The following is a 12,992-nucleotide window of genomic DNA, read 5'->3' as shown; positions in this document are numbered from 1 at the left end:
CGTTTACGACCGGGGCTGCTGCGCAGCCCTGATCGGATTTGATTAACGTGACGCGCTGGTCTGCGCCGTGGTGCAAGGCGACTTCAGGCCAGCAGTCATGCTCTCGACATTGTCGAGCATCTGGTTGCCTTTGTTGACCTTCTGCGCGTTCTCTGCAAGCTGCATGCGTTGGTCATAGGTGGCTGAAGTGCCATTCATGCTGTTCTTGGTTTCGAGCACGGAGTTGGCGATGCTGAGCAGGCTGCGGCCGGTGGAGATCAGGTTGTCGGTCGCACTGGGCGTGCAGGGGGCGTTGCCGCCAGCCATCTGACTGGGCTGCTGGCCCTGGTTGTAGGAGCCCGGTGCCACGCAACCTGCGAGCGTGGCCAGCATCGGTACAACGAGCAGGGTCCCAAGCGTTCCTTGGATGTTCATGTGACGTTCCCTCGATCACTGGGCTCCGACCCGGTGCCGAAGCGATGGAGGGATTCTAGAAACGCGGCAGTGATGGCGAAATAGAACGGGTGTGCTAAAGGCACTTTGCCGCTGGTCAGAGTGACCCGAGCTACAAATCCAGGGGAAGCTGGGCACTGTAGCGCCAGTGTATTGTTTTTTGTACCGCGGAGCGGTCAGGTTTTCGGCCATGACGTTGTTCTCCTGGTAAAAATGTGATCAAGGTTATTGCAAGGTGGCAATTGCACACCTAAGATGCCCGCCTTCTCTCACCCGACAGCAAAGGAGGTACATCATGCAACAGTTGATCACCCTTTGCAGGTCGCGCCTGGCTTGATCGCATTCGCCGCTACTCGTTAGCGGTACCGCAACGCCCGGCCTCTGGCCTGCCAATCCGAACATCTTTTTGTTTCAACCCATCAGGATTGGACTATGGGCACTTGCATTCGCAATTTGTCCGACGGCGCCGTATTGGTCGCCGCGGACGACACCTGGATCGAAGGAAAAGCGATCCAACAACTCGAAACCACCGCTCGCCTAAGGGGCATGCATCGGGTGGCCGGCATGCCGGACCTGCACCCGGGGCGTGGCTATCCGGTCGGCGCGGCATTCTTTTCCGTGGGGCGTTTGTACCCGGCGCTGGTCGGCAATGACATCGGCTGTGGCATGGCGTTGTGGCGCACGGACATCCCGACCGCCAAGCTGCATCTGGACAAGCTGGAGAAACGCCTTGGCAACCTCGACCTGCCGCTCGACGAGACGTGGCAGGAGGCCGTCGCCAGCTTCGGTTTGCCTGCCACGGGGCACGAGCGCTCTCTAGGCACCATTGGTGGTGGTAACCACTTCGCCGAGCTGCAGCAACTCGATGAAAACTACGACGATGCTGCCCTGACAGCCTTGGGCATCGAGCGCAAACACCTGCTGTTGCTGGTGCACAGCGGCTCACGTGGTTTGGGCGAGGCGATCTTGCGTGAGCAGGTCGACCTGTTCGGTCATCACGGACTGGAGGCGGGCAGCGAGGCCAGCACTCATTACCTGGGCCGGCACGACGGCGCGCTGCGTTTTGCCGAAGCCAACCGTCAGTTGATTGCCCGGCGCATGCTCGACCGCTTGCGTGCCGATGGCGATGTACTGCTCGACATCAACCACAACCTGGTGTCGCCAGCGCAGGTCGACGGGCTCGATGGTTGGCTGCATCGCAAAGGCGCCACACCTTCGGATCAGGGGGCGGTGGTGATCCCTGGTTCGCGCGGCGACTACAGCTACTTGGTACAGCCGATCGCCGACGAGCGCAGCCTGTTGTCCCTGGCCCATGGCGCCGGACGCAAATGGATGCGCAGCGAGTGCAAGGAGCGCCTCGCCTCGCGCTACAGCGTCGAGCAACTGAGTCGCACGGCACTAGGCAGCCGCGTGATCTGCGCCGACCGGGCGCTGATCTACGAGGAAGCGCCGGAGGCCTACAAGGCTATCGACTCGGTGGTGGGTGCCTTGCGTGAAGCGGGGTTGGTTCGCGTGCTGGCACGACTGAAACCGGTGCTCACCTACAAGACGCGCGGAGGATGCTGCTGATGATCCTACTGCAACTCTCGGCGGCTCAGGGGCCGGAAGAATGTGCCCTGGCAGTGGCCAAGGCATTGCTCAGGCTGCAGGCCGAAGCGGATGCCCAGGCCGTGGCGGTACGGATACTCGAACAAGAGCCGGGGCCGCGGCGCGGTACCTTGCGCTCGGTGTTGCTGGCACTGGATGGCGAGCAGGCCGAGCGCCTGGCGGATCACTGGACGGGCTCGCTGCAATGGACGTGCAGCAGTCCGTACCGGCCGGCGCATGCGCGCAAGAACTGGTTTTTTGGGGGCGCACGGTTTGCGCCACCGGCACCGGAATTGGCGAGCGAGATCCACTTCGAGACCTTGCGTTCGTCCGGGCCGGGTGGTCAGCATGTCAACACCACCGACTCGGCAGTGCGCGCCACGCACCTGGCCAGCGGCGTCAGCGTCAAGGTACAGAGCGAGCGTAGCCAGCACGCCAACAAGCGCTTGGCGCTGCTGCTCATCGGTCAACGCCTGGCGCAACAGGCAGAGCAGGTCGACAGCGAACTGCGCGCGGAGCGGCGGTTGTTCCATCACCGCATCGAGCGTGGCAATCCACGTCGGGTGTTTCGTGGCGAGCGCTTCGAGCCGGCTGACGAGTAGATTGTGTGCGAATAGTCGTCGAGCAAAAGTCAGGCCGGGCGGCGTAGGCGATGCCGGCCCCACAAAAACGGATGAGGAAAGGACCCGGCTCGCACTCGGATTTACGAATTGCAAATGAGCATTCCGTATCTGAGCGATCCCGCCAAAAACGCAAAAGCCGCGCAATGCGCGGCTTCGAAGATGGTGGGCCCACACGGACTCGAACCGTGGACCAAAGGATTATGAGTCCTCTGCTCTAACCAACTGAGCTATAGGCCCTCAGCAAGTGGGCAGGATTATAACGAGGGTTTAGATAGCGTGCCATCCGAAAGATCCGTTTGTGCTATGCGAAGAAAGGTCGCCGCGAATTCGTCCGGGGGCAGGGGCAGGCTGACGATGTAGCCCTGGATCTGCTCGCAACCTTCGGCGGCTAGGAAGCGCTGCTGCGCCTGGTTCTCCACGCCTTCGGCAATGATCGTCAGTTGCATGCTGCGGCCCAGGGCGATGATGGCGCGGGCGATGGCGGCGTCGTGGGGGTCGTCGGGCAGGCCCCGAATGAACGACTGGTCGATCTTGAGGATGTCCAGCGGCAGGCGCTTGAGGTAGCTGAGCGAGGAGTAGCCGGTGCCGAAGTCGTCGATGGCCAACTGCACGCCCAGTTGCTTGAGCTGGTGCAGCACGCTCAGCGCCTCCTCGGCCTGGCTCATGATGAAGTTTTCGGTGATCTCCAGTTGCAGGTCGCCCGCCTTGAGCTGGTAGCTGCGCAGCAGTTGCTCGATGCGCCGGGCCAGGTTGGGCTGGCGCAGCTGGGCGCCGGCGAGGTTGATCGAGAGCGGGCCGAAGGCGTGGTAGGTCTTCTTCCAGCTGTGCATCTGCCGGCAGGCCTGCTCCAGTACCCAGTCGCCAAGCTGGAGAATGGTGCCGTTCTCCTCGGCCAGGTGAATGAACTGCTCGGGCGGCACGTCGCCGAAAGTCGGGTGGCTCCAGCGGATCAGCGCCTCGGCGCCCACCAGGCTCTGGGTCTTTAGGCTGAACTTGGGCTGGTAGCACAGGCTCAGCTCATTGCGCTCGATGGCGCGGCGCAGTTCGTGTTCCAGGGCGATGCGCTCGCTGGCCTGGGTGGTCAGTTCGCGGGTGTAGGCCTCTACCCGGTTGCGGCCCTTGGCCTTGGAGCGGTACATGGCGGCGTCGGCGTTGCGGATCAGGTTGGCGACATCGGTGCCGTCTTGTGGGTAAAGGCTGATACCGATGCTGGCGCTGGTGAAGAACTCGTGCTCGCCGGCCTGGAAGGGTGCGTGGAAGCCGGCCAGCAGCTTGTTGGCGATGGCGCTGGCATCGCTGGGCTTGTGCAATCCGGGCAAAAGGATGATGAACTCGTCGCCGCCCAGGCGGGCCACGGTGTCGACATCACGCACCTGCTCCTTGAGGCGCTGGGCGATGCCCTTGAGCAACAGGTCGCCCACTGGGTGGCCGAGGCTGTCGTTGATGTGCTTGAAGCGGTCGAGGTCGAGGAACAGCACCGCGCCCTGGCGGTTGGATACCTGGGCGCAGCTGAGCGCGGCCTGCAGGCGGCTTTCGAACAGGGCGCGATTGGGCAGGCCGGTCAACGGGTCGTGGTGGGCTTGGTAGTCGAGCTTGGCCTGGGCGTGCTTGATACTGGAAATGTCGGCGAAAACGGCGACGAAGTGGGTGATCTCGCGTTCGTGGTTGCGCACGGCGCTGATGGTCAGCCAGCCGGGGTAGAGTTCGCCGTTCTTGCGTTTGTTGTAGATCTCGCCCTGCCAGTGGCCTTCCGCGGTCAACTGGTGCCACATGGCGACGTAGAAGGCGCTGTCGTGCTGGCCGGAGGCGAGCAGTCGCGGAGTCTGGCCGAGGGCTTCGATCTCGCTGTAGCCGGTGATTTCGCTGAACGCGCGGTTGACCGCGCTGATGCGCTGGTCGGTGTCGGTTATCAGCACGCCCTCGGCGGTGTTCTCGAACACCGTGGCGGCCAGTTGCAGCTTCTCCTGCATCAGGTGGCGTTCGGTGATATCGCGGGCGATGGTCAGCATACAGTCGACGCCGCCGATCGGCAGTGGCCGGGCGGACAGTTCACAGAGGCGGATCTGCCCGTCGCTGCGGCGGATATGGCAGCTGAAATCGCGCACGAAACCGTCACGCTGCAGTTGATCGACCAGGCGTTGGCGCTCGTTGAGGTCGACCCAGATACCCAGGTCCAGCGAGGTCTGGTCGACCGTTGGGCTGATGTCGTAGCCGGTGAGGCGGCAGAAGCCTTCGTTGACCTCCAGCAGCAGGCCGTCGCTCTGGCGTGACAGCAACAGGCCATCGGGTGAGGCGTGGAAGGCCTTGGCGAACTTCTCCTCGGAGGTCTGCAGTTGCTGCTGGGTTTCCTTCAGCTGGCTGATATCGCGGATCGCCACAACCAGTGCCGGCATGCCGTCGAGGTCGAAAGTCTCGGCCGAGGTCAGACCGGTGAACAACTCGCCGTTGTTGCGGCGAAAGGTCATCTCCAGGTTGCGGATGCCGCCGCGATGCAGGCGCTCGAGCAGGGCCGGGCCGGTACCGGCAACGCCCCACAGGCCGAGCTCGGTGGCGGTGCGGCCGATCACTTGCGCCGGGCTCAGGCCGATCAGTTCCTCGAAGGCTTCGTTTACCTCCAGCAGGCAGCCGTCGCTGTGCCGGGCGATGATCAGGATGTCCGGGCACTGCTGGAACACCGAAGCGAACTTCTGCTCGGACAGGCGCAGGGCATCTTCGGTGTGCTTGGTTTCGCTGATGTCGATCATCAATCCGCGCATCAGCGACTTGTGGCCATGTTCGATCATGCTGACGATGTTGCGCACCCATAGGGTGTGGCCGTCGGCGCGGATCACCCGGTAGTCGAGGCTGTGGTCGCGCCCGGCGGCTGTTTCGCTGTCGCAGTAGGCCTGCGCCCACAGGGCATCTTCCGGGTGCAGGATGCTGCGCCAGAATCCCGGTTTGAGCCATTCTCCTGTCGGGTAGCCGAGCAGGTCCTCGGCGTGCGGCGACACATAGCTGTAGCTGAAATCGTTGGCATCGGCCTCCCAGGCCACTGCTGACAGGCTCTCGACCAGGCCGCGGTAATGATACTCGCTGCTGCGCAGTTCCTGTTCCAGGGCGATGCGCCGGGAAATCTCCGAACTCAGACGGCGGTTGATGCGGATCACCACTGCCAGGATGGCCATCAGCACCATCACGGCTGGCAGGCCGTAGAGCAGCACGTCGTGCCAGAAAGTCCGCTGGTCGACGACGTTGCCCACCCAGCGCTGCTGAATGTGGCTGACTTCGCTGCTGCTCATGTCGGCCATGACCTTGTCGAGGATGCCGACGAGCATCTTCTGTTCCCGCGGCACGGCCATGGCCAGCTGGTAGCGGTACGGCGTTTCACCGCTTACGTACAAGCCGTCGAGCTTGAGCTGGCGCAGGCTCCAGATGCTCGAAGCGAGGTCGCCGACCACGGCGTCCACCTCGTCGGTAGCCAAGGCCTGCAAGGTGGAACTGACATTGGGCATGGCCACCAGGTTGAGGTCCGGGTGGTGGGTGCGCAGCAGCTCATGGGGGGCGTAGTTCTCCACCACGGCGATCTTCAGGCCGTAAAGGTCCTTGAGGTTGCGCGGTTGGGCGCCGCCGGAGTGGGCGAGGATGACGATAGGGAAGTCCAGGTAAGGGCGGGTGAAGGCCAGATAGCCTTGCCGCTCCGGTGTGGACATGATGCCGGGCAGCAGATCGAGTCGGTTGCTGCGTGCCTGTGCCAGGACTTCGGTCCAACTGCTGGGCTCGATCGGCTTGAGGGTGATCCCCAGGCGCTCCTGGATCAGGGCGATGTAATCGGCGGCCAATCCCTGGTAGCGACCTTCCTGGTCGCGGAATTCGAACGGCGGCCATGAAGCATCGACGCCCAGGCGCAGCTGCGGGTGGGCGCTGAGCCAGGCTTGTTCCTCGTCGGTCAGGGTCAGGGCGCCGGCCGTTGTGTTCCAGGTGAGCAGGAGCAGCAACAGGAAGGCCGGCATCATGGGCATAGCGGCCTCTCGAACAGGGGGTCTGATTCGAGTGTAGACGGGCATTCCGCCCGCTGGGTAGACAGTGGCAACGACCTTCCGTCACATAAGAAAAACCCCGGCCTGGGCCGGGGTTCGTCTTTACTCGTCGAGGAAGGAGCGCAGATGCTCGCTTCGCGTCGGGTGGCGCAGCTTGCGCAACGCCTTGGCTTCGATCTGACGGATCCGCTCGCGGGTCACATCGAACTGCTTGCCGACTTCTTCGAGGGTGTGGTCGGTGTTCATATCGATGCCGAAACGCATGCGCAGCACCTTGGCTTCGCGTGCGGTCAGGCCCGAGAGCACGTCACGGGTCGCTTCCTTGAGGCTTTCGACCGTGGCCACGTCGATCGGGGACTGCATGGTGGAGTCCTCGATGAAGTCCCCCAGGTGCGAATCTTCGTCGTCACCGATCGGGGTTTCCATGGAGATCGGCTCTTTGGCGATCTTCAGTACCTTGCGGATCTTGTCCTCAGGCATTTCCATGCGTTCGCCCAGCTCTTCCGGGGTCGGTTCGCGACCCATTTCCTGCAGCATCTGGCGGGAAATACGGTTGAGCTTGTTGATCGTCTCGATCATGTGCACCGGGATACGGATGGTGCGCGCCTGGTCGGCGATCGAGCGGGTGATCGCCTGGCGGATCCACCAGGTGGCGTAGGTCGAGAACTTGTAGCCGCGACGGTATTCGAACTTGTCCACCGCCTTCATCAGGCCGATGTTGCCTTCCTGGATCAGGTCGAGGAATTGCAGGCCGCGGTTGGTGTACTTCTTGGCGATCGAGATCACCAGACGCAGGTTCGCCTCGACCATTTCCTTCTTGGCGCGGCGAGCCTTGGCCTCGCCGATGGACATGCGGCGGTTGACGTCCTTGATCTCGGCGACCGTCAGGCCGGTCTCGGTCTCGAGGTCGATCAGTTTTTGCTGACAGGCAACGATGGCGGCGTTTTTCTCACCCAGGGCGGCGGCCCATTTGGTGTTGCGCTTGGCCAGGTCACCGGACCAGGTCTGGTCGGTCTCGTTGCTCGGGAACAGGCGCAGGAAGTCGGCACGCGGCATGCGCGCGTCACGCACGCACAGTTGCATGATGGCGCGTTCTTGCTGGCGCAGGCGATCCAGGGCACCGCGTACGCGTTCGACCAGAACGTCGAACTGTTTCGGTACCAGCTTGATCGGCATGAACAGGTCGGCAAGCGCCTGCATGGCGCCGATGCTGTCTTTATGGCCTCGACCGTGCTTCTTCAGCACTTTGAGGGTATCGACCAGCTGATCCTTGACCGCACCGAAACGCTGGGCGGCAACGACCGGATCCGGACCGCTTTCGGCCTCTTCCTCGTCGTCGCCATCGGCGTTCTCTTCGTCTTCGTCGTCGCTTTCTTCCTTCGCGGCAGCGGCCTTGGCACCTGGGATCGGTACTTCTTCGGTCGGTGCGGCGATGTTGTCGTCAGGGTCGATGTAACCGCTGAGAACGTCGGACAGCCGGCCACCTTCGGAGGTGACACGGTCGTATTCGCCGAGGATGTAGTCGACAGTACCCGGGAAGTGAGCGATGGCGCCCATGACTTCACGGATGCCTTCCTCGATACGCTTGGCGATTTCGATCTCGCCTTCGCGGGTCAGCAGCTCGACGGTACCCATTTCGCGCATGTACATGCGCACCGGGTCGGTCGTGCGGCCGATATCGGTCTCGACAGCCGCCAATGCGGCGGCGGCCTCTTCGGCTGCGGCCTCGTCAGTGTCGGCTTCCGCCAACAACAGGGCATCCGCATCCGGAGCACTCTCGAATACGTTGATCCCCATGTCGTTGATCATGCGGATGATGTCTTCCACCTGCTCCGGATCTGAAATATCCTCTGGCAGGTGGTCGTTGACCTCCGCGTAAGTCAGGTAGCCCTGCTCACGACCGCGGGTGATCAACTCTTTGATACGAGATTGCTGTTGCGCTTTTCCGGACATAACACCCTATCCACTGAAGGTCTTGGCGGGCAAAAAACAAGCCGAGGATTATACCCGAGCATGGACCTCACGCGCCAGATGAGGTCGGGTTTTGTGCGGGAACATTACGGCTCAGCAGGGTAAGCAGCTGAGATTTTTCCTCTGTACTCAGTTCACTTAGACGCGCTTTCCTGAGCAGATGTTCCAGGCTGCGCTCGCGCTGGCGAGCGGACAAGCTAGTTATAGTGTCGAAAAACTGTTGTTCAAGGTTGTCGGCATCGATCAACCATTCCTTTTCCGCCAGGGCGCGCAGCAGGCGACCCTGTTCGGTCCCGTGCCAGCGTGCAATCAGCTGCATTGAGCTTAGCTTAGGATTCTTCTGCGCGGCCTCGATGAGGGCCACCAGCAGTTGGCTGTACAGTTGCTCTTCGTCGGCGAAGTGGCTGGCATCCTCGACCTTGCCGGCCAGCAGCGGGTGATGCAGCAAGGTGCGCAGGGCCGAGAGCGTCGGTGGTTCCACTGGCGCGGGTACCCGCGGTGGCGCTTCGCCGCGCTGGCCATCGCGCTGCCACGGCTTGCCACCTTTCTTGTCCCAGGGCTTGCCGTCCCACTGCTTTTTGCCGCCACCTTTGTTCGGCGTCCAGGGGCGTTGCTCCTGATGTGGTGCGGCATAGTCGGGCTGGTAGTGCATATCGCCATGGTCAGGCACGTAGCTTGCCATCGCGTCGTAGTCGTAGCCGGGGTCGTAATCCGGCGCGCTGGGTGCTGGCGCGCTCTGGGCCAGTTGCTCCATCTGCTGCGGGTCAAGGCCGGTGATGTCTTTCAGGCGATTGCGCATCAGTTGGCGCAGGTTGGCGCCCGGGACCTTTTCGATCAGCGGTGCGGCCAGCGTCACCATGTGCGCCTTGCCTTCCAGCGAGCGTGGGTCGGCCTCGTTGCTCAACTGCTCGAAGAAATAGTCGGCCAATGGCTGGGCGTGCTGGTTGATGCGGGCCTGGAAGGCATCGGTGCCTTCGGCGCGCACCAGGCTGTCCGGGTCTTCGCCTTCGGGCAGGAACAGGAAGCGTGCGCGGCGACCGTCCTGCAGGCTCGACAGGGTCGCCTCCAGGGCGCGCCAGGCGGCCTTGCGGCCAGCTTGGTCACCGTCGAAACAGAACAGCACGCTGGGCACTACGCGGAACAGGCGCTTGAGGTGTTCCTCGCTGGTGGACGTGCCGAGGGTGGCCACCGCATTGCGCAAGCCCTGCTGGGCGAGGGCGATCACGTCCATGTAGCCTTCGACGACGATGATCTCGTCGAGGTTGCGATTGTGCTTGCGTGCCTCGTACAGGCCGTAGAGCTCCTGGCCCTTGTGGAACACCGGGGTTTCCGGTGAGTTCAGGTACTTGGGCTTGTCGTCGCCCAGCACCCGGCCGCCAAAGGCGATGACCCGGCCGCGGCTGTCGCGGATCGGGAACATCACCCGGTCGCGAAAGCGGTCATAGCGCTTGCCGCTTTCGGCGTTCTCGATCAGCAGGCCGGCGTCGATCATTACCTTCTGTTGCAGCGAGTCGGCACCCAGGTGCTTGAGCAGGTTGTCCCAGCCCGGCGGCGCGAAGCCCAGGCCAAAGTCGCGGGCGATCTCGCCGGATAAGCCGCGCCCCTTGAGATACTCCACCGCCGCCTTGCGGGTGGCGTGGCTGCGCAGGGCCTGGCGATAGAACTCGCTAGCCGCCTCCAGCAAGGGGTACAGCGGCGAGTCGGTCGGCTGGCGTGGCTTCTGCCCTCGGCGGCCTTCCTCGCGAGGGACTTCCATGCCGGCCGCGCGGGCCAATTCCTCGACTGCCTGGGGGAAGTCCAGGTTGTCGTGGTCCATGACAAAGCCGAGGGCGTTACCCCCGGCACCGCAACCGAAGCAATAGTAGAACTGCTTGTCGGGGCTGACGGTAAAGGAGGGGCTCTTTTCCTTGTGGAACGGGCAGCAGGCGGAAAGATTCTTGCCGGTCTTTTTCAGCTGGATGCGCGAACTCACCACATCGACGATGTCGGTGCGGTTGAGAAGGTCATCGATAAAGCTCTGGGGAATCAGCCCGGCCATGGCAGCCTCGTCATCTGGCAACTGGCAAGTCTAAACGCTTGTGCGCGGGTTTGGCGTGGGGTGTCGCAGGAAGAGGTGTGTGCTCGTCGGTAGCCGGTGAGGGCTCGTCAGAAAAGACGTGCACGCCTGGCCAAAGACCAGTTCTGACGCGTTGAGGCAGGTTGCCCATGGCTTTTGCCGGGGCGCCCCAGGCGCATGGCCAAGGGTTTCAAGCAACCGCTACCATAAGCCCGGCACGAGGCCGGGCATGGCAGAAGCTTTGCGTAGAACGGCTGTACTTAGTACAGACGAACGGCGCGGCGCTGTTCGCGCTGAACTTTCTTCGCGTGACGCTTAACAGCGGCAGCGGCTTTGCGCTTACGCTCGGCGGTCGGCTTCTCGTAAAACTCGCGGCTACGAACTTCAGCCAGTACACCGGCTTTTTCGCAGGAGCGCTTGAAACGACGCAGAGCTACGTCGAAGGGTTCGTTCTCTTTAACTTTGACGGCTGGCATCCAGGGCTACCTTAATTCATTACCGGGGTAGACGTGCTCCTGGCAAAACATAAGGTGTGCTGGAGAACGTCGGTTTTCAAGGGTTGCGGATGTTAACCCTTAGCTGGCCGGAATGCAAAGCCTCTGATCGAAAACCGCTGGTCGGCATCGGGCACGGGGACTATCATGCGCGCCTTCGAATTCAGCCTCCACAAGGCACGGACCCATGCTAGTACTGGGATTGGAAACATCCTGCGACGAAACTGGCGTCGCATTATACGACAGTGAACGCGGCCTGCTGGCCGACGCGCTGTTCAGCCAGATCGACCTGCACCGCGTCTATGGCGGCGTGGTGCCCGAGCTCGCCTCGCGCGATCACGTCAAACGCATGCTGCCCTTGATTCGCCAGGTGCTGCAAGAGGCCGACTGCGTCGCCACCGAGATCGACGCCATCGCCTACACCGCAGGCCCGGGCTTGGTCGGCGCGCTGTTGGTGGGCGCCTCTTGCGCCCAGGCACTGGCGTTCGCCTGGGATATTCCGGCGATTGGCGTGCACCATATGGAAGGCCATCTGCTGGCGCCGATGCTCGAAGAGCAACCGCCACAGTTTCCGTTCGTCGCTTTGTTGGTTTCAGGTGGCCATACCCAGCTGGTGCGGGTCGATGGCATCGGCCAGTACGAACTGCTGGGCGAGAGCCTGGACGACGCCGCCGGCGAGGCGTTCGACAAGACCGCCAAGCTGATCGGCCTCAATTATCCGGGTGGCCCCGAGATCGCCCGTCTGGCCGAACAAGGCACGCCCGGGCGCTTCGTGTTCCCGCGGCCGATGTGCGACCGTCCCGGCCTGCAGTTCAGCTTCAGCGGCCTCAAGACCTTTGCCCTGAACACCTGGCAGCAATGCCGCGATGCCGGGGACGACAACGAGCAAACCCGTTGCGACGTGTCGCTGGCGTTCCAGCAGGCGGTGGTGGAGACTCTGACCATCAAGTGCAAGCGCGCCCTCAAGCAGACCGGCCTCAAGCGCCTGGTCATCGCCGGCGGCGTGAGCGCCAACAAGGCCTTGCGCGTTTCGTTGGAGGAGATGCTGGCCAGCATCAAGGGCAACGTCTACTACGCCCGCCCACGCTTCTGCACCGACAACGGTGCGATGATCGCCTATGCCGGTTGCCAGCGTCTGTTGGCCGGGCAGCAGCAGGACCTGGCGATCAGCGTGCAGGCGCGCTGGCCGATGGAGCAGTTGCCGGCAGTATGAGGTGAGCTGGGCTTGTGCGAACGCATCAGAAGTGGCGTTCGCGCCCGGCGAACAGGTCACGCAGGTTGCGGCGGTGGCGCCACACGATCAGCACCGTCAGCACGGTCATCGGCAGCAGCGCTTCAGGCTCGCGCCAGGCCAGCAAGGGCAGCGTCAGCGGTGTGGCGATCAACGCCGCGAGCGAACTGGTGCGGGTCAGGTAGAAGGTCAGCAACCAGGCGCCGATGGCCAGCAGGGCGGCGGGAAAGTACAGCGCCATGAGCATGCCGGCGGCGGTGGCCACGCCCTTGCCGCCCTTGAAGCGGAAGTACACCGGGAACAGGTGGCCGAGCACCGCGCAGATGCCTACCCAGGCCTGCTCTTGCTGGTCGAGCCCGGCCAGGCGTGCCAGCAGCACTGGCAACATGCCCTTGCACAGGTCGCCGAGCAGCGTCAGGATCGCCAGTTTGCGGCCCGCCAGGCGTAGCATGTTGGTGGCGCCGGCATTGCCGGAACCGCTGGAGCGCGGGTCGGGGCTGCCACTGAGGCGGCTCAGGACAATGGCGAAGGACAGAGAGCCGAGCAGGTAGGCAAGCAGCGCCAGTGACCAAAACATGCTAA

At 63.1% G+C, this 12,992-nt stretch carries 9 protein-coding genes and 1 tRNA gene; 3 read left to right on the top strand and 7 right to left on the bottom strand.

Translation table 11 applies throughout. The features are described 5' to 3' along the window. Positions 1-42 precede the first annotated feature (42 nt). Positions 43-414 (bottom strand): hypothetical protein, encoded by a 372-nt coding sequence (locus KHO27_RS20030; protein WP_111532023.1) that lies wholly within the window; start codon positions 412-414, stop codon positions 43-45. A 450-nt stretch (positions 415-864) separates the two neighbouring features. Here KHO27_RS20030 and KHO27_RS20025 point away from each other — a divergent pair, with 450 nt between their 5' ends. Beyond that, positions 865-2,001, top strand: a complete 1,137-nt coding sequence (locus tag KHO27_RS20025) for an RNA ligase RtcB family protein (RefSeq protein WP_110697459.1) — start codon at positions 865-867, stop codon at positions 1,999-2,001. Beyond that, positions 2,001-2,621 (top strand): peptide chain release factor H, encoded by a 621-nt coding sequence (gene prfH, locus KHO27_RS20020; RefSeq protein WP_110697542.1) that lies wholly within the window; start codon positions 2,001-2,003, stop codon positions 2,619-2,621. The genes KHO27_RS20025 and prfH overlap by 1 nt, the downstream gene beginning before the upstream one ends. A gap of 181 nt (positions 2,622-2,802) precedes the next feature. Here the strand turns inward: prfH and KHO27_RS20015 are convergent. From KHO27_RS20015 to rpsU, 5 genes are all read right to left on the bottom strand, one after another. Next, positions 2,803-2,879 (bottom strand) — tRNA-Ile (locus KHO27_RS20015). Positions 2,880-2,896: 17 nt separating this feature from the next. Next, positions 2,897-6,640 (bottom strand): EAL domain-containing protein, encoded by a 3,744-nt coding sequence (locus KHO27_RS20010; protein WP_111532025.1) that lies wholly within the window; start codon positions 6,638-6,640, stop codon positions 2,897-2,899. Positions 6,641-6,760: 120 nt separating this feature from the next. Then, positions 6,761-8,611, bottom strand: coding sequence for an RNA polymerase sigma factor RpoD (rpoD, locus tag KHO27_RS20005; protein WP_110697463.1), 1,851 nt, complete (start codon positions 8,609-8,611; stop codon positions 6,761-6,763). A 67-nt stretch (positions 8,612-8,678) separates the two neighbouring features. Then, positions 8,679-10,667 carry a DNA primase gene (dnaG, locus tag KHO27_RS20000; protein WP_110697465.1) on the bottom strand — a complete coding sequence of 663 codons (1,989 nt, stop codon included), beginning with the start codon at positions 10,665-10,667 and terminating at the stop codon, positions 8,679-8,681. A 278-nt stretch (positions 10,668-10,945) separates the two neighbouring features. Further along, the gene (gene rpsU / locus KHO27_RS19995) at positions 10,946-11,161 is read right to left on the bottom strand and encodes a 30S ribosomal protein S21 (RefSeq protein ID WP_003255575.1); all 216 of its coding nucleotides are present in this window, start codon (positions 11,159-11,161) and stop codon (positions 10,946-10,948) included. A gap of 205 nt (positions 11,162-11,366) precedes the next feature. Here rpsU and tsaD point away from each other — a divergent pair, with 205 nt between their 5' ends. Further along, positions 11,367-12,392 carry a tRNA (adenosine(37)-N6)-threonylcarbamoyltransferase complex transferase subunit TsaD gene (tsaD, locus tag KHO27_RS19990; RefSeq protein ID WP_046857388.1) on the top strand — a complete coding sequence of 342 codons (1,026 nt, stop codon included), beginning with the start codon at positions 11,367-11,369 and terminating at the stop codon, positions 12,390-12,392. Positions 12,393-12,417: 25 nt separating this feature from the next. Here the strand turns inward: tsaD and plsY are convergent, their stop codons facing one another. Further along, a complete protein-coding gene (gene plsY / locus KHO27_RS19985; protein WP_046857387.1) occupies positions 12,418-12,987 on the bottom strand; it encodes a glycerol-3-phosphate 1-O-acyltransferase PlsY in 570 nt (189 codons plus the stop codon). Positions 12,988-12,992 lie beyond the last annotated feature (5 nt).

The sequence above is a fragment of the Pseudomonas sp. RC3H12 genome, from assembly GCF_018596375.1.
Classification (GTDB): Bacteria; Pseudomonadota; Gammaproteobacteria; order Pseudomonadales; family Pseudomonadaceae; genus Aquipseudomonas.
The sequence above is the reverse complement of the archived record's forward strand: the minus strand, read 5'-3'. Positions and strand labels throughout refer to the sequence as shown.

Bases quoted from the DNA above. Each gene is read 5' to 3' on its own strand.
- KHO27_RS20010 (WP_111532025.1), bottom strand. From the start codon at position 6,640: ATGCCCATGATGCCGGCCTTCCTGTTGCTGCTCCTGCTCACCTGGAAC.
- rpsU (WP_003255575.1), bottom strand. From the start codon at position 11,161: ATGCCAGCCGTCAAAGTTAAAGAGAACGAACCCTTCGACGTAGCTCTG.
- plsY (WP_046857387.1), bottom strand. From the start codon at position 12,987: ATGTTTTGGTCACTGGCGCTGCTTGCCTACCTGCTCGGCTCTCTGTCC.
- dnaG (WP_110697465.1), bottom strand. From the start codon at position 10,667: ATGGCCGGGCTGATTCCCCAGAGCTTTATCGATGACCTTCTCAACCGC.
- rpoD (WP_110697463.1), bottom strand. From the start codon at position 8,611: ATGTCCGGAAAAGCGCAACAGCAATCTCGTATCAAAGAGTTGATCACC.
- KHO27_RS20025 (WP_110697459.1), top strand. From the start codon at position 865: ATGGGCACTTGCATTCGCAATTTGTCCGACGGCGCCGTATTGGTCGCC.
- KHO27_RS20030 (WP_111532023.1), bottom strand. From the start codon at position 414: ATGAACATCCAAGGAACGCTTGGGACCCTGCTCGTTGTACCGATGCTG.
- prfH (WP_110697542.1), top strand. From the start codon at position 2,001: ATGATCCTACTGCAACTCTCGGCGGCTCAGGGGCCGGAAGAATGTGCC.
- tsaD (WP_046857388.1), top strand. From the start codon at position 11,367: ATGCTAGTACTGGGATTGGAAACATCCTGCGACGAAACTGGCGTCGCA.